This window comes from Burkholderia sp. 9775_39 (genome assembly GCF_015712225.1).
Taxonomy (GTDB): Bacteria; Pseudomonadota; Gammaproteobacteria; order Burkholderiales; family Burkholderiaceae; genus Burkholderia; species Burkholderia cenocepacia.
In genome coordinates, this window is sequence record NZ_JACCQC010000027.1 from 16,148 (window position 1) to 36,907 (window position 20,760).

19 protein-coding genes are annotated in these 20,760 nt (G+C 67.3%); 12 read left to right on the forward strand and 7 right to left on the reverse strand.

The genetic code is table 11. The features are described 5' to 3' along the window. Window positions 1–11 precede the first annotated feature (11 nt). The 9 genes from lpxL to hslU all read left to right on the forward strand — a co-directional run bounded on the left by lpxL (window position 12) and on the right by hslU (window position 9,385). Complete coding sequence (gene lpxL / locus H0X90_RS28385; protein WP_069353597.1) at window positions 12–896, forward strand: lauroyl acyltransferase LpxL; 885 nt, start codon at window positions 12–14, stop codon at window positions 894–896. A gap of 322 nt (window positions 897–1,218) precedes the next feature. Further along, complete coding sequence (dapF, locus tag H0X90_RS28390; protein WP_006482985.1) at window positions 1,219–2,088, forward strand: diaminopimelate epimerase; 870 nt, start codon at window positions 1,219–1,221, stop codon at window positions 2,086–2,088. A gap of 37 nt (window positions 2,089–2,125) precedes the next feature. Then, a complete protein-coding gene (locus H0X90_RS28395; protein WP_006495540.1) occupies window positions 2,126–2,851 on the forward strand; it encodes a DUF484 family protein in 726 nt (241 codons plus the stop codon). Window positions 2,852–2,864: 13 nt separating this feature from the next. Then, window positions 2,865–3,785 carry a tyrosine recombinase XerC gene (xerC, locus tag H0X90_RS28400; RefSeq protein ID WP_062884257.1) on the forward strand — a complete coding sequence of 307 codons (921 nt, stop codon included), beginning with the start codon at window positions 2,865–2,867 and terminating at the stop codon, window positions 3,783–3,785. 76 nt (window positions 3,786–3,861) lie between these two features. After that, window positions 3,862–5,076: a class I SAM-dependent rRNA methyltransferase gene (locus tag H0X90_RS28405; RefSeq protein ID WP_058901899.1), complete on the forward strand. Its 1,215-nt coding sequence runs from the start codon at window positions 3,862–3,864 to the stop codon at window positions 5,074–5,076. Between the two features lie 96 nt (window positions 5,077–5,172). Beyond that, the gene (locus H0X90_RS28410) at window positions 5,173–6,348 is read left to right on the forward strand and encodes a GTP-binding protein (protein WP_171984119.1); all 1,176 of its coding nucleotides are present in this window, start codon (window positions 5,173–5,175) and stop codon (window positions 6,346–6,348) included. Between the two features lie 494 nt (window positions 6,349–6,842). Continuing rightward, window positions 6,843–7,259: an RNA polymerase-binding protein DksA gene (gene dksA, locus H0X90_RS28415; RefSeq protein ID WP_006477498.1), complete on the forward strand. Its 417-nt coding sequence runs from the start codon at window positions 6,843–6,845 to the stop codon at window positions 7,257–7,259. Between the two features lie 236 nt (window positions 7,260–7,495). Beyond that, a complete protein-coding gene (gene hslV / locus H0X90_RS28420) occupies window positions 7,496–8,032 on the forward strand; it encodes an ATP-dependent protease subunit HslV (protein WP_006483683.1) in 537 nt (178 codons plus the stop codon). A 9-nt stretch (window positions 8,033–8,041) separates the two neighbouring features. Further along, window positions 8,042–9,385, forward strand: coding sequence for an ATP-dependent protease ATPase subunit HslU (gene hslU, locus H0X90_RS28425; protein ID WP_006495542.1), 1,344 nt, complete (start codon window positions 8,042–8,044; stop codon window positions 9,383–9,385). A 67-nt stretch (window positions 9,386–9,452) separates the two neighbouring features. Here the strand turns inward: hslU and H0X90_RS28430 are convergent, their stop codons facing one another. From H0X90_RS28430 to H0X90_RS28440, 3 genes are all read right to left on the reverse strand, one after another. Next, the gene (locus tag H0X90_RS28430; RefSeq protein ID WP_006483687.1) at window positions 9,453–9,995 is read right to left on the reverse strand and encodes a response regulator transcription factor; all 543 of its coding nucleotides are present in this window, start codon (window positions 9,993–9,995) and stop codon (window positions 9,453–9,455) included. A gap of 13 nt (window positions 9,996–10,008) precedes the next feature. Then, window positions 10,009–11,439, reverse strand: a complete 1,431-nt coding sequence (locus H0X90_RS28435) for an ATP-binding protein (RefSeq protein WP_006495543.1) — start codon at window positions 11,437–11,439, stop codon at window positions 10,009–10,011. A 91-nt stretch (window positions 11,440–11,530) separates the two neighbouring features. Continuing rightward, window positions 11,531–11,755: a cysteine-rich CWC family protein gene (locus H0X90_RS28440; RefSeq protein WP_006495544.1), complete on the reverse strand. Its 225-nt coding sequence runs from the start codon at window positions 11,753–11,755 to the stop codon at window positions 11,531–11,533. Between the two features lie 293 nt (window positions 11,756–12,048). Here H0X90_RS28440 and argB point away from each other — a divergent pair, with 293 nt between their 5' ends. Genes argB through slmA form a run of 3 tightly spaced genes read left to right on the forward strand, consistent with a single transcriptional unit; the run spans window position 12,049 to window position 14,368 of the window. Beyond that, window positions 12,049–12,948, forward strand: coding sequence for an acetylglutamate kinase (argB, locus tag H0X90_RS28445; RefSeq protein WP_006490510.1), 900 nt, complete (start codon window positions 12,049–12,051; stop codon window positions 12,946–12,948). Continuing rightward, complete coding sequence (locus H0X90_RS28450; protein ID WP_077188749.1) at window positions 12,945–13,736, forward strand: pyrimidine 5'-nucleotidase; 792 nt, start codon at window positions 12,945–12,947, stop codon at window positions 13,734–13,736. The genes argB and H0X90_RS28450 overlap by 4 nt, the downstream gene beginning before the upstream one ends. Beyond that, window positions 13,703–14,368, forward strand: a complete 666-nt coding sequence (slmA, locus tag H0X90_RS28455) for a nucleoid occlusion factor SlmA (RefSeq protein WP_012492337.1) — start codon at window positions 13,703–13,705, stop codon at window positions 14,366–14,368. The genes H0X90_RS28450 and slmA overlap by 34 nt, the downstream gene beginning before the upstream one ends. 66 nt (window positions 14,369–14,434) lie before the next feature. Here slmA and H0X90_RS28460 read toward each other — a convergent pair whose 3' ends face one another. From H0X90_RS28460 to H0X90_RS28475, 4 genes are read right to left on the reverse strand one after another with little or no spacing between them, the layout of a single operon-like run. Beyond that, window positions 14,435–15,271, reverse strand: coding sequence for a hypothetical protein (locus H0X90_RS28460; RefSeq protein WP_125345960.1), 837 nt, complete (start codon window positions 15,269–15,271; stop codon window positions 14,435–14,437). A gap of 44 nt (window positions 15,272–15,315) precedes the next feature. Continuing rightward, window positions 15,316–16,797, reverse strand: a complete 1,482-nt coding sequence (locus tag H0X90_RS28465) for a TolC family protein (RefSeq protein WP_077188750.1) — start codon at window positions 16,795–16,797, stop codon at window positions 15,316–15,318. 2 nt (window positions 16,798–16,799) lie between these two features. Beyond that, on the reverse strand, window positions 16,800–18,050 hold the full coding sequence (locus tag H0X90_RS28470; protein WP_077188751.1) for an HlyD family type I secretion periplasmic adaptor subunit: 1,251 nt from the start codon (window positions 18,048–18,050) through the stop codon (window positions 16,800–16,802). Next, complete coding sequence (locus H0X90_RS28475; protein ID WP_077188752.1) at window positions 18,047–20,374, reverse strand: type I secretion system permease/ATPase; 2,328 nt, start codon at window positions 20,372–20,374, stop codon at window positions 18,047–18,049. Before H0X90_RS28475 ends, H0X90_RS28470 begins: the two co-directional genes overlap by 4 nt. Window positions 20,375–20,760: the final 386 nt, after the last annotated feature.

Here is a 20,760-nt window from a genome sequence, read left to right on the forward strand (position 1 = left end):
GGAGATTCCGCATGCTAGGCCGCCTCGGCACGCACCTCGCCATCGGCTTGCTGAAGCTGCTCGCCCTGCTGCCGTACGGTCTGACCGCACGGTTCGGCGATGGCCTCGGCTGGCTGCTGTATCAGATCCCCAGCCGGCGAAAGCGCATCGTACATACGAATCTGAAACTCTGCTTCCCAGACTGGAGCGACGAGCGGCGCGAGGAAGTGGCGGGCCAGCATTTCCGTCATGCGATCCGCAGCTACGTCGAGCGCAGCGTGCAGTGGTTCGGCTCGGAGAAGAAGCTCGCGAAGCTGATCCAGGTGGACAGCGCGGTCGATCTCACCGATCCCGACCTGCCGCCGACGCTGTTCCTCGGCCTGCACTTCGTCGGCATCGAGGCCGGTTCGATCTGGCTCAACCGTTCGCTGCACCGCCGCTGCGGATCGCTGTACCAGCCGTTCTCGAACGCGGTGCTGGAGGAAGAGGCGAAGAAGGCGCGCGGGCGCTTCGACGCCGAGATGGTCGGCCGCGCGGACAGCGCGCGCGTCGTGCTGCGCTGGCTGCGCGACCGCAAGCCGGTGATGCTCGGCGCGGACATGGATTACGGGCTGCGCAACTCGACGTTCGTCCCGTTCTTCGGCGTGCCGGCCTGCACGCTGACGGCCGTCGGCCGGCTCGCGAAGACGGGCCGCGCGCAGGTCGTGCCGTTCATCGGCGAGGTGCTGCCGAACTACAAGGGCTATCGTCTGAAGGTATTCAAGCCGTGGGATCACTACCCGACCGGCGACGACGATCTCGACGCGCGGCGGATGAACGAATTCCTCGAAGAGCAGATTCCGCTGATGCCCGAGCAGTATTACTGGGTGCACAAGCGCTTCAAGACGCGCCCGCCCGGCGAGCCGAGCCTGTACTGACCCTGCCGCGAGACATGCGCGGGTGCGCCGTCATGTGCGTGCCTGCGCTCTCGCCGCCTTCGGCGCCCTTTGCGCGCGCCTGCCGCACCGCCCTCCTGCCGATCCGGCCGCTCGTCGTTCGCGCGGCCAGTCGGCCAATCGGCAGATTGCGCCCCTTCCATCTGCACGACGGACGCGCGGCCCCGCCCGCGCAGGACGCCCCTGTCGGCTGCATGTATCATTTGCGGTTGAGATCAGCACGACGAACGAGGCTGCCCCGGCATGGCCGCCGGCCGTCCGTGTCGTGCCGAACCGCCTCGTTCGCCATGGAATTCCGGACCCAGTGAAACTCTCGTTCACCAAGATGCACGGCGCGGGCAACGACTTCGTCGTGCTCGACGGCTATTCGCGCGCGCTGCCGCCGCTCACCGACGCGCAGGTGCGCGCACTCGCCAACCGCCATTTCGGCATCGGCGCCGACCAGTTGCTGCTGGTCGAGAAACCGACCGTCGACGGCGCGGATTTCAAGTACCGGATCTTCAATTGCGACGGCGGCGAGGTCGAGCACTGCGGCAACGGCGCGCGCTGTTTCGTGAAGTTCGTCAGCGACCGCGGCCTGACCGACAAGCGCAGCGTGCGCGTGCAGGTCATGAAGGGCCTGATCACGCTGACGCTGCAGGACAACGGCGAAGTCGTCGTCGACATGGGCGCGCCCGTGTTCGCGCCGGCGCAGGTGCCGTTCGACGCAGCGGGGCTCGACGGCCGCCAGGAAGGCCGCGACACGCTGTGGCCGCTCGACGTCGGCGGCGCGACGCGCTGGATCTCGACGGTGTCGATGGGCAATCCGCACGCCGTGCAGGTCGTCGACGATGCCGAAGCGTATCCGGTGCTGGAAGAAGGCCCGCTGATCGAGCGTCATGCGCGCTTCCCGCAGCGCGTGAACGCCGGCTTCATGCAGATCGTGTCGCGCCGCGAAGTGAAGCTGCGCGTGTACGAACGCGGCGCGGGCGAGACGCTCGCGTGCGGCACCGGCGCATGCGCGGCGGTCGCGGCCGGCATCCGGCGCGGCCTGCTCGATTCGCCCGTGACCGTGCACACGCACGGCGGCACGCTGACGATCGGCTGGGACGGCGCGCGCGACGAAGCCGCCGCGCTGATGATGGCCGGCCCCGCCACGACCGTGTTCGAAGGCGAGATCGACCTGAACGCCTGACCCTGCAACGTCCTTGATAACTGAACGCTCCAGCCACATGAACGATCGCGAAGTCGCCGACTACCTGCTCGCCAATCCCGAATTCTTCGCGCAGCACGCCGAGCTGCTCGCGACGATCCGTCTCGCGAACCCGCACGGCAAGGCCGCGATCTCGCTGCAGGAGCGGCAGATGGAGATGCTGCGCGACAAGAACAAGCACCTCGAGCGCCGGCTCGCCGAACTCGTGCGCTACGGCCACGAGAACGACAGCCTGTCCGCGAAATTCAGCCGCTGGACCGCGCGCGTGATCGCGGAGCGCGATCCGTACGCGCTGCCGCGCACGATCGCCGACGGCATCGCCGACGTGTTCGACGTGCCGCAGACGGCGCTGCGCGTGTGGGACGTCGCCGACACCTACGCGCAAGCCGACTTCGCGCGCCAGGTCGGCGAGGAAGTGCGCCTGTTCACGAACGGCCTGTCGACGCCGTACTGCGGTGCGAACACGGGCTTCGAAGCCGCCCAGTGGCTCGCGCCCGCGCTCGCCGCCCCGGCCGCGAGCGCCGCGGAAGGCACCGAAGCCGCGCCGGCCGGCGACGGCTCGGCCGCGTCGGTCGCACTGCTCGCGCTGCGCGCGCCGCTCGCCGGCAACGATGCGCCCGCGTTCGGCCTGCTGGTCCTCGGTTCGCCCGATCCGCGCCGCTTCCACGACGGGATGGCCACCGACTTCCTCGCACAGATCGCGACGCTCGCGAGCGCCGCGCTCACGCGCCTGCTGCCGCACTGATCCGCCGCACGCGATGACCGACGATCCGATCGCCGCCTACCTGTCGAACCTGAAGCACGTCAGGCAGCTGTCGGAACACACGCTGCGCGCGTACACGCACGAACTCGACGAACTGAAGAAGCTCGCGGCCGGCCGGCCGCTCGACGCGCTAACCGCCGCCGACATGCGCGGCGCGGTCGCCCGCGCGCATGCGGGCGGGCTGTCCGCGCGCTCGATCTCGCACCGGCTCTCCGCGTGGCGCGCGTTCTACCGCTGGCTCGCGCAACGCATCGAGATGCCCGCGAACCCGGTGGCCACGGTGCGCGCGCCGAAGCGCCCGAAAACGCTGCCGAAGGCGCTGTCGGTCGACGACGCATCCGCGCTGATGGACGCGCCGCTGGCCGGCACGACCGAAGGCATCCGCGATCACGCGATCCTCGAGCTGTTCTATTCGTCGGGGCTGCGCCTCGCCGAGCTGATCGGGCTGGACGTGACGTACACGCAGGCCGACGGCTACCGCTCGGCCGGCTGGCTCGATCTCGCCGAAGCCGAAGTCACCGTGCGCGGCAAGGGCAACAAGGAGCGCAAGGTGCCGGTCGGCCGCAAGGCGATCGACGCGCTGAACGCGTGGCTCGCGGTGCGCGGCGAATTCGTGAAGCACGATCCGCATCCGCTGTTCGTGTCGGTGCGCGGCAACCGGATGTCGCCGGGCGTCGTGCGCGAGCGCGTGAAGCGCGCGGCGCTCGCCGCCGGCATCCCCGCCAACGTCCACCCGCACGTGTTGCGCCACTCGTTCGCGACGCACGTGCTGCAGTCGAGCGGCGACCTGCGCGCGGTGCAGGAACTGCTCGGCCACGCGAGCGTCGCCGCGACGCAGGTCTATACGTCGCTCGACTTCCAGCATCTCGCGAAGATTTACGACAGCGCGCATCCGCGCGCGAAGAAGCGCGACTGACGCGCGTCCCGTGTTACCCGCCACGCGCGGCGGCCGGCATCGGCCGGCGCCGCGCCCGGCCCATTTCGATCTCATCATGCAAACCGTCACCCTCAAGCCGTCCAAGGAAAAATCGCTGCTGCGCCGCCATCCGTGGATCTACGCCAATGCGATCGACCGCGTCGACGGCAAGCCCGCGCCCGGCGCGACCGTGCTCGTGCGCGCGCACGACGGCCGCTTCCTCGCGCGCGGCGCGTACAGCCCGCAGTCGCAGATCCGCGTGCGGGTGTGGAGCTTCGACGAGCACGAGCCGATCGATCACGCGTTCTTCAAGCGCCGCGTGCAGCGCGCGGTCGCGCACCGCACGACGATGGTGTCGGGCACGGGCGCGGTGCGGCTCGTGTTCGGCGAAGCCGACGGGCTGCCGGGGCTGATCGTCGACTACTACGTCGCGGACACCGCCGAGGCCGGCGCCGCGCCGCGCGGCCAGCTCGTCTGCCAGTTCATGGCCGCGGGCGTCGAAGCGTGGAAGGACGCGATCGTCGCGGCGCTCACCGGCGCGACCGGCTGCCCGAACGTGTACGAGCGCTCGGACGTGTCGATCCGCGACAAGGAAGGGCTCGAACAGACGACCGGCGTGCTGGCCGGCGACGCGCCGCCCGCGACGCTGATCTCGAACGAAAACGGCGTGCGCTATCACGTCGACGTGCCGAACGGCCACAAGACGGGCTTCTACGTCGACCAGCGCGACAACCGCGCGCTCGTCGCGCAGTACGCGGCCGACCGCGACGTGCTGAACTGCTTCTGCTACACCGGCGGCTTCTCGCTCGCGGCGCTCAAGGGCGGCGCGAAACGCGTCGTGTCGATCGACTCGTCGGGCGATGCGCTCGCGCTCGCGCAGCAAAACGTCGTCGCCAACGGCTTCGACGCCGAACGCGCGACCTGGCTCGACGCCGATGCGTTCAAGACGCTGCGCCGCCTCGTCGACGAAGGCGAACGATTCGACCTGATCGTGCTCGATCCGCCGAAGTTCGCGCCGACCCGCGACAGCGTCGATCGCGCGGCGCGCGCGTACAAGGACATCAACCTGAGCGGTTTCAGGCTGCTGCGTCCGGGCGGCCTGCTGTTCACGTACTCGTGCTCGGGCGCGATCGACATGGACCTGTTCCAGAAGATCGTCGCGAGCGCGGCCGCCGACGCGAAGGTCGACGCACGGATCCTGAAGCGGCTCGGCGCGGGCGTCGATCATCCGCTGCTCGCCGCGTTCCCGGAAGGTGAATATCTGAAGGGCCTGCTGTTGCAAATCGTCTGATCGCCCCGATCTTGGCGGACACCCGGTCCGCCAGCTCCGCCTGTCGGGCCGCGCCTCGCCCCTGTCGTCCGGACGATGGGCGGGGGCTTGACAGGTATGTTTCAATGGATGGTTGTGCGCCCCGGCTCGCAGCGCGAGGGCGCGACGCACATCCTGGTTTTGACCCCGATTCACGAACCACAGGCGACCGACATGGCCACTCCCGTCACCATCCTTACCGGCTTCCTCGGCAGCGGCAAGACGACGCTGCTCAAGCGCATCCTGAACGAACAGCACGGCATGAAGATCGCCGTGATCGAGAACGAGTTCGGCGAAGAGAACATCGACAACGAAATCCTCGTGCAGGATTCGAACGAGCAGATCATCCAGATGAGCAACGGCTGCATCTGCTGCACGATCCGCGGCGACCTCGCCCGCGCGCTCGGCGATCTGGCCGCGAAGAAGCGCGAAGGCAAGCTCGACTTCGACCGCATCGTGATCGAGACGACCGGCCTCGCGAACCCGGGCCCCGTCGCACAAACGTTCTTCATCGACAGCGAAATCGCCGACGATTTCCTGCTCGACGCGGTCATCACGCTGGTCGACGCGAAGCACGCGAACGCGCAGCTCGACGAACACGAAGTGGTGCAGCGCCAGGTCGGTTTCGCCGACCGCCTGTTCATCACGAAGTCGGACCTCGTCGACGACCAGACCGTCGCGGGCCTCAAGCACCGCCTGATGCACATGAACCCGAAGGCCGCGATCAAGGTCGTGAATTTTGGCGAAGCGGACATCAAGGAAATCTTCGACCTGCGCGGCTTCAACCTGAACGCGAAGCTCGAGATCGATCCCGATTTCCTCGCCGAGGACGATCACGCGCACCACCACCACGATCACGACCATGATCACGATCACGCGAATTGCGACCACGATCACGGCCAATGCGCGCACGATCACGACCACGACCACCACAACCATCACCACGCGCACCACGACGACAAGATCAAGTCGTTCGTGTACCGCAACGACCGCCCGTTCGATCCGAACAAGCTGGAAGACTTCCTCGGCGGCATCCTGCAGATCTACGGCGAGCGCATGCTGCGCTACAAGGGCGTGCTGTACATGAAGGGCGTCGACCGCAAGGTCGTGTTCCAGGGCGTGCACCAGATGATGGGCAGCGACCTCGCGGCGAAGTGGCTGCCGGTCGAGAAGAAAACCAACAAGATGGTGTTCATCGGCGTCGACCTGCCGCAGGACCTGATCACCGACGGCCTCGACGCCTGCCTCGCCTGACCCGCGCGGGCGCCTGCCGCACCCCGCTGCCGGCCGCCTTCGCAGGCGGCTGCGGCAGCCGCGCGACGCCTTTTCCGGGCAGGGTTTCGCCGTCATCGCTTTTTCGCGATTTGCGCGTTATATTTTCTAGATATTGGCGCGGCCGACGGGGATCGACCCGATACGGCGGCCGCTTGCGATTCAGTTACAATACGTGCCCGCTGGAGTACGGCAACAAACAGGCCCGGTTCTTGCTGAACCAGTTTTCCGGGCATCGCAACCGCGCCGGATCGCCCATCCGCCTCCCGGCCGCGGCCGATGCGATCTGCCGCGCAGCACACCGGTTCGCAGCGCGCGCAAATCCGCGCCAGGCCTATCCTGGTATTTGAGAACCGGTTTTCCAGAGGCTTTCGGCCCCGCGGCGGCAAATCGCAAATGATTGCAAGCGCGGTTGCGGGTAATCCCAAAGTGCAGGCAATATCTCTTGATTTGCCGCACATTGAAGAAGCAAGCAGATGACGAAGAAACTCTTGACCGAAGCCGAAATCCTGAAGATGAGCGACAAGGATTACATGAATGAGGATCAGCTCGCCTTCTTCAAAAATCGGCTCGAACAGTTGCAGGCGGACATCCTCAAGAATGCAGGCCAGACGACCGAGAACCTGCGCGAGACGGTGATCGTTCCCGATCCCGCCGACCGCGCGACGATCGAGGAAGAGCACGCGCTCGAGCTGCGTACGCGCGATCGCGAACGCAAGCTCCTCAAGAAGGTTCAGCAGTCGCTCGCCCGCATCGATTCCGGCGATTACGGCTGGTGTGAGGAAACCGGCGAGCCGATCGGCATTCCGCGCCTGCTCGCGCGTCCGACCGCCACGCTGTCGCTCGAGGCGCAGGAGCGCCGCGAGCTGCGCCAGAAGCTGTTCGGCGACTGATCGAGCGGTATTCCGCTCAGACACGCTGCTTCCCGAAAGCGCGCGGCCTGCCGCGCGCTTTTTGTTTTCCGGCACCGGTTCCCGGCTGCCGGCCGATTTGCCTCCCCCTCTTGATATCCCGGCGCCCGCCCTAAAATGAAACGGACGCGCGCCGGGCCGCTCCCCGGCGCACTGCGGATTCACGCGGCGGCGCGTCGCGCCGCCCGACTCTTCCCCGTTTTTCTCAAGGAACGCAGATGGAGCAATTTCACGGCACGACCATCGTTTCGGTCCGGCGCGGCGACAAGGTCGCGCTCGGCGGCGACGGCCAGGTAACCCTCGGCAACATCGTCATGAAGGGTGGCGCGCGGAAAGTGCGGCGAATCTACAACAACCAGGTGCTGGTCGGATTCGCGGGCGGCACCGCCGATGCGTTCTCGCTGCTCGACCGCTTCGAGGCGAAGCTCGAGAAGCACCAGGGCAACCTGACCCGCGCGGCCGTCGAGCTCGCGAAGGACTGGCGCACCGACCGGATGCTGCGCCGCCTCGAGGCGATGCTGATCACGGCCGATGCCACCACCACGCTCGTGATCACCGGCAACGGCGACGTGCTCGACCCCGAAGGCGGCATCTGCGCGATCGGCTCGGGCGGCGCGTACGCGCAGGCCGCGGCCCGCGCGCTCGTCGAGAACACCGACCTGTCGCCGCGCGAAATCGTCGAGAAGTCGCTCGGGATCGCCGGCGACATGTGCATCTACACGAACCACAACCGCATCATCGAAACGATCGAGTAAGGACACCCCATGAGCACCATGACCCCTGCCGAGATCGTCTCGGAACTCGACAAGCACATCATCGGCCAGGCGAAGGCGAAGAAGGCCGTCGCCGTCGCGCTGCGCAATCGCTGGCGCCGCCAGCAGGTCGCCGAGCCGCTGCGCCAGGAAATCACGCCGAAGAACATCCTGATGATCGGGCCGACGGGCGTCGGCAAGACCGAAATCGCGCGCCGCCTCGCGAAGCTCGCCGACGCGCCGTTCATCAAGATCGAAGCGACCAAGTTCACCGAAGTCGGCTACGTCGGCCGCGACGTCGACAGCATCGTGCGCGACCTGATCGAGATCTCGGTCAAGCAGACGCGCGAAGCCGAAATGCGCAAGGTGCGCAGCAAGGCGACCGACCAGGCGGAAGACCGCATCCTCGACATCCTGCTGCCGCAACCGCGCGCGGTGGGCTTCGGCGGCAACGCCGAGCACGCGAACGACGACAACAACGCGACGCGCCAGACCTTCCGCAAGCGCCTGCGCGAAGGTCAGCTCGACGACAAGGAAGTCGAGCTCGACCTCGAGCAGCCGTCGGTCGGCATGGACATCATGGCGCCGCCGGGGATGGAAGAGATGACCGAGCAGATCCGCTCGATGTTCTCGAACCTCGGCAGCGGCAAGAAGCAGCGCCGCAAGGTGAAGATCAAGGAAGCGCTGAAGCTGCTGACCGACGAGGAAGCGGCGAAGATGCTGAACGAAGAGGAAGTGAAGACGAAGGCCGTGCAGAACGTCGAGCAGAACGGCATCGTGTTCCTCGACGAGATCGACAAGATCACGTCACGCAACAACGAAGGCAGCGGCGGCGAAGTGTCGCGCCAGGGCGTGCAGCGCGACCTGCTGCCGCTCGTCGAAGGCACGACGGTCAACACGAAGTACGGGATGGTGAAGACCGATCACATCCTGTTCATCGCCAGCGGCGCGTTCCACCTCGCGAAACCGAGCGACCTGATTCCCGAACTGCAGGGCCGCTTCCCGATCCGCGTCGAGCTCGATTCGCTGTCGGTGAACGACTTCGAGGCAATCCTCGTCGCGACCGACGCGAGCCTCGTCAAGCAGTACCAGGCGCTGCTCGCGACCGAAGACGTGCAGCTCGAATTCGCCGACGACGGCATCCGGCGCCTCGCCGAGATCGCGTTCGCGGTCAACGAGAAAACCGAGAACATCGGCGCGCGCCGGCTGTACACGGTGATCGAGAAGCTGCTCGAGGAAGTGTCGTTCTCGGCGGGCAACCACGCCGGCGAGCGCGTGACGATCGACGCGAAGTATGTCGACCGCGCGCTCGGCGAAGTGTCGCAGGACGAAGACCTGTCGCGCTACGTGCTGTAACGCGCGCGGCGCCGGATGAGAAGCGGGCGGCCCCGTCGGGGGTCGCCCGTTTTCGTTGGTGCGCCGCTTACTGCCGCACCGGCTTCTTCGCGAGCTTGCGCTGCAGCGTGCGGCGGTGCATGTTCAGCGCGCGCGCGGTCGCCGAGATGTTGTTGTTGTTCTCGGCCAGCACGCGCTGGATGTGCTCCCATTCGAGCCGGTCCACCGACAGCACGACCGGATTCTCGAGCGCTTCTTCGGCCTGCACTTCGGTCGCGTTGGTCTGCAGCGCGGCCAGGATCGACTCGACGTTCGCCGGCTTCGCGAGATAGTTGTCGGCGCCTTCCTTCACGGCCTGCACGGCGGTCGCGATGCTCGCGTAGCCGGTCAGCACGAGAATGCGCGCATCGGGCTGCAGGTCGCACAACGGCGCGATCAGGCTCAGCCCCGAATCCTCGCCGAGATGCAGGTCGACGGTGATGAACTGGAACTTGCCGCCCGCGGCGAGCCGGAGCGCCGCCTCCTTGTCGTGCGCCTGCTGGACCGCGTAACCGCGGCGCTCGAGGCCGCGCGCGAGCGTGCCCGCGAACACCTCGTTGTCGTCGATCACCAGGAAATTGTTCTCGCTCATGGGGTTTCTCCGTCTACGTGTTGGTTGAAGCCGCCGGCATCGCGACGCGCACGACCGGCAGGCGCAGCACGGCCCGCGTGCCGCGCCCGGCCGCGGCGCCGGCCGGGCGGCTGTCCGGCGTGCCGGCTGGCCGTTCGGCTGCCGGTGCACCCGTGCGTGATCCCGCGCGTTGTCCCGAGGCCGCCGCCGCGTGGCCATTTGCCGCACCGCCGGCCCGCCCGTTGCCGCCCGCCGCGCGCGGCGTGACATCGGACAGTTCGATCTCGCCGCCGAGCCGCGCGGCCGCACTGAACGCGAGATACAGGCCGACGCCGTGCCCGCCCTGCGTGCTGTCGACCGGCATCGCGCCGAGCGATTCGCGCAGCGCGGCCGGAATGCCCGGCCCATCGTCGCATACCTCGAATTCGATTTCGTCGGCCGCGCGATCGTGCGCGACCTTCGCGGCGAGCGTCACGCGCTGCGGGCTCGCGCGCGCGGCGTTGTCGAGCAGGATCGTCAGGATCTGGCCGGCCGCGACCGTATCGTCGAGCGCGACGCCGGCCGGGCGCGCGCCGAGCAGTTCGAACTGCACGTGCGGATGCCGCAGGCGCCAGTGCTCGACGAACGTGTCGAGCCAGTCGTCCACCGGCTGGCGGCTCGCCGGCGCGCTCGCGCGGCTGCGCAGGCGCGCGAGCGCCGACGTGCACAGCGTCATCTGTTCCTCGAGCACCTTCAGGTCGGCCTCGTAGCGCGCCAGCCCAGGATCGGCGCGCGCCGCGTCGCGCAACTCCTCGGCGAGCATCGCGATGGTCGACAGCGGCGTGCCCATTTCATGCGCGACGGTGGCGGCCTGCACGCCGAGCGCGACCGCCCGCTCGTCGCGCAGCAGATGCGCCTGCGCCTCGCCGAGCGCCGCGTCGCGCTGGCGCAGCGCATTCGACATGCGCGCGACGAACCACGCGATCAGCCCGACGCTGACCATGAAGTTCGCCCACATGCCGGTACGGTAGTAATCGAACAGGTTCGCCGGGTTGTCCATGTTGAGCGGCACCGAGTCGAAGCCGAGCGCCGCGTAGCAGGCGACCGCAAACGCCGCGAGCCAGATCATCAGGTGCCACGGCAGCACGGCCGCCGCGATCGCGAGCGACGGCAGGTACAGCGACACGAACGGGTTGGTCGTCCCGCCCGACAGGAACAGCAGCGCGGACAGCGCGCCGAGGTCGACCCACAGCTGGCCGAGCAGCTCGAAATTGGTCTCGGGCCGCGCACGCAGCACGCGCACCCAGGTCAGCGCGTTGAAAACGATTTCGAGCGCGATGACCATCAGCATCGCCGGCAACGGCAGATGCACGCCGAAATAGGTCTGCACGACGCCGATCGTCACGAGCTGGCCGATGATCGCGAGATTACGGAGCCAGAACAGGTGACTGAGGTTGACGCGCCCGGTGGTGGTGATTCGTTGCATCCGAGCAGTTTACCCGTTTAGCGCCCGGCGCCTCTAGCGGGGCCGGATCGGCGCACGCGAACGGGCGAGGCGCGTGCGTGGCGCGGCACCGTCAACCGGCCGCGCCGGCCATGCGCTGCGCGATCTCGTCGGCCAGGCACTCGGGGCACCGGCACCGCGCGCCGGCCGCGGGCGGCGTACCGCCGGGCGGCACCGGCATCGACGCGCACCAGCAGTCGAACGGCTGCGTGTGCGCGCCGCAGTCGAAGCCGCGCCCGCAGCGCGGGCAGCGCGCACGGCGCGGAGCGGAACGGGCGTCGGCGGCGGAATCGGTCATGGCGCAATCGCGGAAGCGGGCGGGACATCGCCCCACGCGACAAGCATAGCGCGGCGGCCGGATTTTGCACGTCGGCCGCCTGGCCAGGCTCCACCGCAAACACGCGCGCGCCAGCCCGCCGGTGCCGCCCGCGCGGCGCCGTCCGAATCGCGCCGCGCCATAGCCGGCGGGCCGCCGCGTGCGATGCCGCGGCGCGCCGCCGGTGTTCCGATCGGCCCAAAAACCCGATGCTGCGCTGCGCCACTCCTGTACAATTCGGCCTGTTTCAACCGTTCCCAGCCAGAGCCGCCGCCATGTCCGAGCCCATCGACCTCTCGCAGATCGCCCCCACGCTGAAAGCAGAAATCCTCGCGGAGGCGCTGCCGTACATCCGTCGTTACCACGGCAAGACCGTGGTCATCAAATACGGCGGCAACGCGATGACGGAAGAGCGGCTCAAGCAGGGCTTCGCGCGCGACGTGATCCTGCTGAAACTGGTCGGCATCAATCCGGTGATCGTCCACGGCGGCGGTCCGCAGATCGATCACGCGCTGAAGAAGATCGGCAAGGCCGGCACCTTCATCCAGGGCATGCGCGTCACCGACGAAGAGACGATGGAAGTCGTCGAATGGGTGCTGGGCGGCGAAGTGCAGCAGGACATCGTGATGCTGATCAACCACTTCGGCGGCCACGCGGTGGGCCTGACGGGCAAGGACGGCGGCCTGATCCACGCGCGCAAGCTGCTGATGCCGGACCGCGACAACCCGGGCCAGTACATCGACATCGGCCAGGTCGGCGAAGTCGAGGCGATCAACCCGGCGGTCGTGAAGGCGCTGCAGGACGACGCGTTCATCCCGGTGATCTCGCCGATCGGCTTCGGTGAAGACGGCCTGTCGTACAACATCAACGCGGATCTGGTCGCGGGCAAGCTCGCCACGGTGCTGAACGCCGAGAAACTGCTGATGATGACCAACATCCCGGGCGTGATGGACAAGGACGGCAACCTGCTGACCGATCTGTCCGCCCGCGAGATCGACGCGCTGTTCGAGGACGGCACGATCTCCGGCGGCATGCTGCCGAAGATCTCGTCGGCGCTCGACGCCGCGAAGAGCGGCGTGAAGTCGGTGCACATCGTCGACGGCCGGATCGAGCATTCGGTGCTGCTGGAAATCCTGACCGAGCAGCCGTTCGGCACGATGATCCGCTCGCATTGAGCGCGCGCCGCCCGCCTGCCCGCCCCGACCTGCCGGCCCCGCTGCGGCGCCGGCGCATCTCGCGCAGCCGGCCGCGCGCCGGCGCGCCGGTCTGGTTGTTCGATCTGGACAACACGCTGCACCACGCATCGCATGCGATCTTTCCCGAGATCAACCGTGCGATGACGCAATACATCATCGACGCGCTGCAGGTCGGGCGCGCCGAAGCCGACCGCCTGCGCACCGGCTACACCGAGCGCTACGGCGCCGCGCTGCTCGGTCTCACGCGCCATCACCCGATCGACCCGCACGATTTCCTGCGCGTGGTCCACACGTTTTCCGACCTGCCCGCGATGGTGCGGGCCGAGCGTGGCCTCGCGCGGATCGTCGCCGCGCTGCCGGGCCGCAAGCTGATCCTGACCAACGCGCCGGAAAACTATGCGCGCGCGGTGCTGCGCGAGCTGGGCATCGAGCGGCTGTTCGAGCGCGTGATCGCGATCGAGCACATGCGCGACCGCCGCACGTGGCGCGCGAAGCCCGATCACACGATGCTGCGCCGGACGCTGCGCGCCGCGCACGCACAGCTCGCCGACGCGATCCTCGTCGAGGATACGCGCGGCCACCTGAAGCGCTACAAGCGTCTGGGCATCGGCACGATATGGATCACCGGCCACTTGCCCGGCCATCTGCCGGCGACCGGACGTCCGCATTATGTCGACCAGCGCATTCGTTCGTTAAAATCGCTGCGACTGGGCACACGATCGGGGCGACAAAAATGCAGCCGACTTACCCGCAGGACCAAGCCGTAACGGAAGGCCAGGCCACACCCTCGCGCCCGCGCCCGAAGCCGGGCGAGCGCCGCGTCATGATCCTGCAGACGCTCGCGGCGATGCTCGAGGCCCCGAAACCCGAGAAAATCACGACCGCCGCGCTCGCGGCCCGGCTCGACGTGTCGGAGGCCGCGCTGTATCGGCACTTCACCAGCAAGGCGAAGATGTACGAAGGGTTGATCGAGTTCATCGAACAGGCGCTGTTCGGGCTCGTCAACCAGATCGTCGCGAAAGAGCCGAACGGCGTGCTGCAGGCCCGCACGATCGCGTTGACGATGCTCAATTTCGCCGCGAAGAACCCCGGCATGACGCGCGTGCTGACCGGCGAGGCGCTGGTCGGCGAGGACGAGCGGCTCACCGAGCGCGTGAACCAGCTGCTCGACCGGATCGAGGCGACCGTCAAGCAATGCCTGCGCGTCGCGCGTACCGAGGCGAATGCGCCGCAGGACGGCGCGACGCCGTTCGTGCTGCCCGCCGACTACGATCCCGGCGCCCGCGCGAGCCTGCTCGTCAGCTACGTGATCGGCCGGTGGCATCGGTTCGCGAAAGGCGGGTTCCAGAAGCCGCCGGGCGAGCAGGCCGATGCGCACCTGCGGCTGATCCTGCAGTGACCGCGTGACACGAATGCCGGCGCGGCACTGGCGACCGGGTAAGCAGCGGCCGTCAGCGCCCTCGAGTCACCACTCCGTTACGCGCCGGTGGTCAATCAAACGAACCGACGTCTGCATGGCGTGCTTTTCGACCACCGCCGGAAGCTGCTGACGCGCTTCCCAGCGCTTCAGCTCGGCCTGCAACGCGCGCAGGTCGTTGCCGCATGGCCAGTCGGCACCGCACCGGTCCGGCGGTCGCGTGACGGGAGGAGGTGCCGCCCCAGTTGGCCGAGGCTTCGCCGGCGCATGACGCAACGTGGCGGTCACGGATACGGGGCGCACGTCCCAAGGTTCGCGGGCACGCATCCGCTCCCCGGTGGACCGCCGGCGTGGCGCCTGTCGCAATGCCGGCACGGGGTGCTCGCTCGCTCCGCTTACCGGACGAGGCAACACCTCCGCATGGCTGGTCACCAACGCGGCGGACGGCGAAGCCGGCGTTGAATCCCAAAGGGGCGTTGGAGGCGGCGCGAGGACCGCCTCCGGGGCCGTCGCAACAACCACCTCAGACGCGCCATTCCCCGCCGGCGGGCTTCGCCGAGCCACATGACCGCGCTGCTCCGTCATCGCGCCGAACAACGCCATCAACACCACACCGAGCAGTGTGCCGCCGATCGCAGCCGATGTGAGACGACCGCGGCCGCGCACCGATGGCTTGCGGCTCCACGCCAGATTGTCGTGCCCGAAATCGGCCGCGCACGCGTGGGCAGTGACAGTCGAACGGCAGTTCGTCAAGTAGACCGCCCCCGGCGAAGGACGCGCGAAGCGATCGGTGACACCGCGCCGGACCCCATAGGGGGCCGGCAGGTACGAGGCCGCCCTTGGTGGCGGCAATGCAAACCAGTTCTCGATCGATCCAGGATTCATGATTGTCCTCGTTGCACGGTCGGCGCCGGATGCCGTGCGATACGTCATCCCTCACGAAGCCATTGCACGAGCATGCCCGCCGATGCATAGCCTCGCAGTGTCGCGGCGTAGCCGTCGAATCGGTATACCACCTCGTTGACGCGATTGTTGTAGTCGTCGTTCTCCGCGATCAACACGTCCAGCAGCGAGCGGCGCCCGAGGTGATACCACTGGTCGAAAAACGCGCTACGCACGCGCGCCGACTCGACTGACAGGTCGTGATACTGATCCGCCCGCTCACCGAACGCATGCGCGTCTTCCTCCGCGCTGCGCACCTGATACTCGAGATCCAGACGCAACTGTTCGGCCTGACTCCAGCTCGCCGACGCACGGAATGTCGCCGCGTCCGTAGCCGCAGTCGCGGCGCCCCCGGTAAACGCATTCCAGGTCAGCGTGAGCATCGTCTGCCACGGCATGCGGCGCCCGACGGCATCCTGGCCGGTATTCGTGCTGACGACCCAGTTCAGTTGCGGCCTGGACGCAGCCCGTACCGCATCGCGATTCAGTTCGGCCGCGCTCGCCTCGGCGCGTGCCTGCAGAAGACGCGGATTTTCATCGAGCGCGGACATCAGTCGGTCGAGGTTGCCGGGATGCAGCGGCCAACGAGCGTCCAGCGGCATCGGCACCGGCCGCTCGCCCACCAGCTTGCGAAGATTCAGCTCGACCGTTCGGCATTTCGCCAGCGCCGCATCGCGGCTCGCTTCTGCCTGGAGCAGACGCGCCTTCGCCTGGGTGAGTTCGCTGCCGCGGCCGCGATCGACCGCGACGATTTCCTCGAGCATCTTCACGAGGCGCGTCATCCGGTCAACGAAGCGCTGGCTCAACGTGGCGATGTTCCGCTGTTTCCCCAGCTCGACGAGGGTGGCCGTGACCTGATAGGCAGAATCCTCCATCTGCGCAACGTAGCGCTCCTGACCCGCGCTGGCGAGATCCTGCCGACTGGCGATCGTTTTCGCGGTGCGCCCCCAGTCGAACAGCGTCGTCGTCAGATTCACGTTCAGTGCGTTGCCGGGATCGTATGCGCTGCCCGCGTTTGAACCGAACTGCGCGGTGCGCGTCTGGCCGTTCAACTGCAATTGCGGCCAGCGCGCACCTTTTGCTTGATCGACGTCCGCCTGCGCTGCTTGGTACTCCGAGTAAAAACGCCGCACCTGTGGACTGACATCGACGGCGGCTTGCGCCGCGGCATACAGCATTTGCCGCAATTCGCGCTCCGTCAGCGCACGTGCGCGGGCGGGCGTCGGCGCGCGATCATCGGGCTTCGACGCGAATTCCGACGTGCTTACATCGAGGCCGGCGGATGTCGCGTGCTGTTCGGCCGATGCCAGGTCTGCCGCAATACGCGGCGACCCGGTATTGGCAGCGTGCGCGACCGCCACCGGCTGCCACATCGAAACAAACAGCAGTACAGCCGATGCAGCGACACGAAGCGTCGTGCGAGACTCGCGCGCATCGACGCATGTGCCGACCATTCGAAACTCGCTCATGCTCAACGCTCCCTGAAGGCCTCGCGGGCCTTGAAGATCGGTTTGAGCAGATAATCGAGCACCGTCTTCTCCCCCGTGCGGATATCGACCGTTGCCTGCATGCCCGGCAATACCGGCAAACGCTTACCGGCGGCGACGAGCGCGTCCGAATCCGTCTCGACCATGAGCCGGTAATAGTTTGCGTCGGCGCGCCCCATCGCGGCCTTCTGATCGTCCTTCAACGTATCCGGACCGAGGCTGACAACGTGTCCGTGCAGTCCGCCGTAGATCGCGAAGTCGTACGCGCTCAGCTTCACGAGCACCGGCAACCCGGGCCGCAGGAACGCGACGTCGGAGGGCTTGATCCGCGCCTCGACCAGCACCCGTCCGTCCAATGGCGCGATTTCCATGATGTGCTCGCCCGACTGCACGACACCGCCCGCCGTGCGGATACGGATGTTCTTCACCACACCGCGCATCGGCGCGACGACATCGGTGCGCGCCAGCACGTCCGCGCGCCCGGCCAGCACCTCGTTGGTCTGCGCGAGCTCCTGTTCGAGCCTCGACAACTCGGTACTGGCGTCCGCGGTGAAGCGGCTCCGGCGCTCGGCGATCTGAGCGGCGATGTCCGTCGACTGGCGCCGCATGCGCAGGATCTCGACTTCGGAGACCAACCCCTTCGCCGCGAGCGGCTCCGACATCGCGATCTCGCGCCGTACCAGCGCCTGGCTCTTTTCCAGCGCGGCGACCTGCTCGTCGAGCGCGCGGCGGCGGGCGCGATAAGTTGCGGTAGCCTGCGCGACAAGGTCGGATTCGCGCTTCACGTCTTGCGGAAAATCCAGCGGCACCCCATAAGCTTCGGCACGCGCGCGTGACACACCGGCCTTCAGTTCCAGCGCCTTGGCCAATACTTCGCGATAGCTCGACTGCGCACGCGCCGGATCGATCTTCGCGAGCAGCTGCCCCTTTTCGACCACGTCGCCTTCGCTCACCGCCACACTCTGGACGATGCCGCCCTCGAGGCTCTGGATCGATTGTTCGCGGCTCGGCGATACGACCGTCGCATCGCTGCGAGTGACCTCCTCGACACGTGCGAAGTGCGCCCACACCAGCCCTGTACCGAGTACGACGGCGATCAGATAGAGAATCAGCTGCGCTCCGGCGGACGAGCGCACGAGCAACGCCTCGCGAATGTCGTTCATGTAGGCGGCATCGCATGCTCGCAGGCGCGGCACAGTCTTGCGGCCCGAAATCGATCGAGTGTGCCGCATCATGGTGCCTCCGCGGCCGACGACGCCACGATCTCCACCTGTTCCGCTGGCGCACCGGATTCTGCCCCGCGCTCGACCACGCGATGTTTCGGCACCCCGTTTCGCTTCGACTCGGGTGGCGCATGATGCTCGCCCGTCTCGGGCCGACCCGACAACGCCGCCAGCACGCGAGCCTTCTCTCCATCCATCACGACCTTGCCCTGATCGACGATCACGATCCGGTCGACCAACGGCAGCAACGACGTGCGGTGCGTCACCACGACGAGCGTCTGGTCCACGCTCGCCTGCGCCAAATGCTGGATGAAGAGCGATTCCGTCTGCGTGTCCATCGCGCTCGTCGGCTCATCGAGCAGCAATGTACGTGGATGCGCGATCAGACTGCGGGCAAGCGCGACGAGCTGGCGCTGCCCCCCCGACAGGTCGCGGCCGTTCTCGCCCACCTGCAGATTCACGCCCATCGGATGCCGGGCGACCAGCGCATCGAGCCCCGTCAGCTTCAGCACGCGCAGCAGTTCAGCGGCCGGCACATCGGGACGGCCGATCGTGATGTTCTCGCGCAGCGAACCGTAAAACAGCCGGCTATCTTGACCGACATAGCCGAACGCACGGCGCCAGTCGGCCGGCGCGATCTGCGCGGCATCGAGCCCGTCGGCGAGCAGCTTGCCCTCGGTCGGTTGATAAAGCCGCGCGATCAGGCGCAGCAGCGTCGATTTCCCGCTGCCGACCCGCCCGAGTATCGCGACGCGCTCGCCCGGCCGAATCTCCACCGACACCTTGTCCAGCGCAGGCGCGTTTTCCTGCAGCCCGACCGACGGATACGCGAACGACACGCCATCGAGCTTCACATGGCCGCTGAGTGGCGGCTGCGCCAGATAGTCCTGCCCCGGCTCATGCTCGACTGGCATCGCCATCAGTTCGTTAAGCGAATGCAGCGCGGTCTTCGCCTGCTGGAAACGCAGCGCGAGCCCCATCACCTGGCCGAGCGGCGCCGTTACACGGCCTGCGAGCATTACCGAGCCGATCAGCGCGCCCTGGGTCAGCTTGCCTTCGCCGATCAGGTACACGCCGGCGATCACGATTACCACGGTCTGCATCTGCTGCAGAAACGCGACGCAACTGGTCGCCATGCTGGACAGCTGACGCGACTGCATCGATGAGGCCGCCGTCTTCGCGCTGAACGCATCCCAGCGGTGGCGCATCGCGCCTTCGCCGCCGACCGCCTTCAGCGTCTCGAGCCCATCGATCGATTCGATCAGCACACCTTGCTTGAGCGACGCCTCGCGCAGGTTTTCGCGCATCGCGCGAGCAAGCGGCCACTGCACGATCGCGCCGAGACCGACGATCAGCGGAATCATCAGCAGCGGAATCCAGCCGAGCGGACCGCCGACCGCGAACACCACCGCGACGAACAAAAGCACGAACGGCAGATCGGAGACTGCCGACAGCGTCGCCGACGTCGCGAAATCCCGTACCGACTCGAACTCGCGCAACCGGTGCGCGAACGACCCGGCCGATGCCGGTCGGCGTTCCATCCGGATCGCCAGCGCCTGTCGGAACAGCAGGCTGCCGAGCACCAGATCGGCCTTCTTGCCTGCGGTATCGAGCACGTGCGCGCGCACATGCCGCGACACCGCTTCCATCAGCATCGCGATCGCGACCCCGATCGCAAGCGACCAGAGCGTCACGTACGCCTGGTTCGGCACGACGCGATCGTAGACATTCATCGTGAAGAACACGCTGGCGAGGCCCAGCACGTTGATGAGGAAGGCGCCCAGCGCCGCGCTCGCGTAATAGCTGCGATAGCGCCACAGCGTGCGCAGCAGCCAGTGGCCGGCGGGTTCGGTCGGCAGGTCGTCCGGACGCGCGTCGACCTTCGCTGCGGGCTTCACGAGCACCGCGTAGCCGGAGTAGGTCTCGCTCAGCTCCGCTTCCGTACATTCGACCGGCACCTCGCCGAATTCGGGCAGCACGACGCGAAAGCGGATCTGCGCGTCCGGCTCCGCTGAATCGTCGATGCGCCGGCCAAGCAGTACACATGCGCTGCCATTGCGGCGCAACAGCACGACCGGCAGCAGATGCTCGGGTAACTGCGCAGGCGCACGCGCGACCAGTTTCGCGGCCAGCCCGGCGTGAGCGAGCGCCTCGATCGCGAGCAACGGCGTCAGTGCGCCGTATTTGGCAAGACCGGAAGTCAGGACCGCATGGCTTCTGCCGAGACCGTAATGCGTGCAAAGCCATGCGATCGAATCGAGCAGGCTGTCGCGGGCAAGGGAATCAGGCAGGATCGGCTCGTTACCGCTACCCGTATCGGAAGATTGAGCGTTCATATCGAAACAGGCTGCACTGCCATTGCGTAGCCGAGGGAATTCAAAGGGAACCGAGGCCGCGCACGCTAGGACCCGGTGACGGCGCTACTTGACAGGATGAATGGGCCGTACAGACCGGCCCTACCAGATCAGCAATCGCTGCTCCAGCCAACTACGAAGACGATGGTCATCGGCGGGGACCGCGTTTAAGAAGAAACAACTTTACGGAATGTTTCCGCGAGCCCAAATGGGACAAGACCGAAAGAAAATACCGATCAATAAGGACCAGTCCGAATTCCGATCCTCAGGGAGGCACTTCAGCAGACAATGCAGGGAAAGACTTGGTGCGATGCGTCAGCGCTGACGGGCAGCGAAGCCCCGACACGCATCGGCGTGCTGCATGTCGG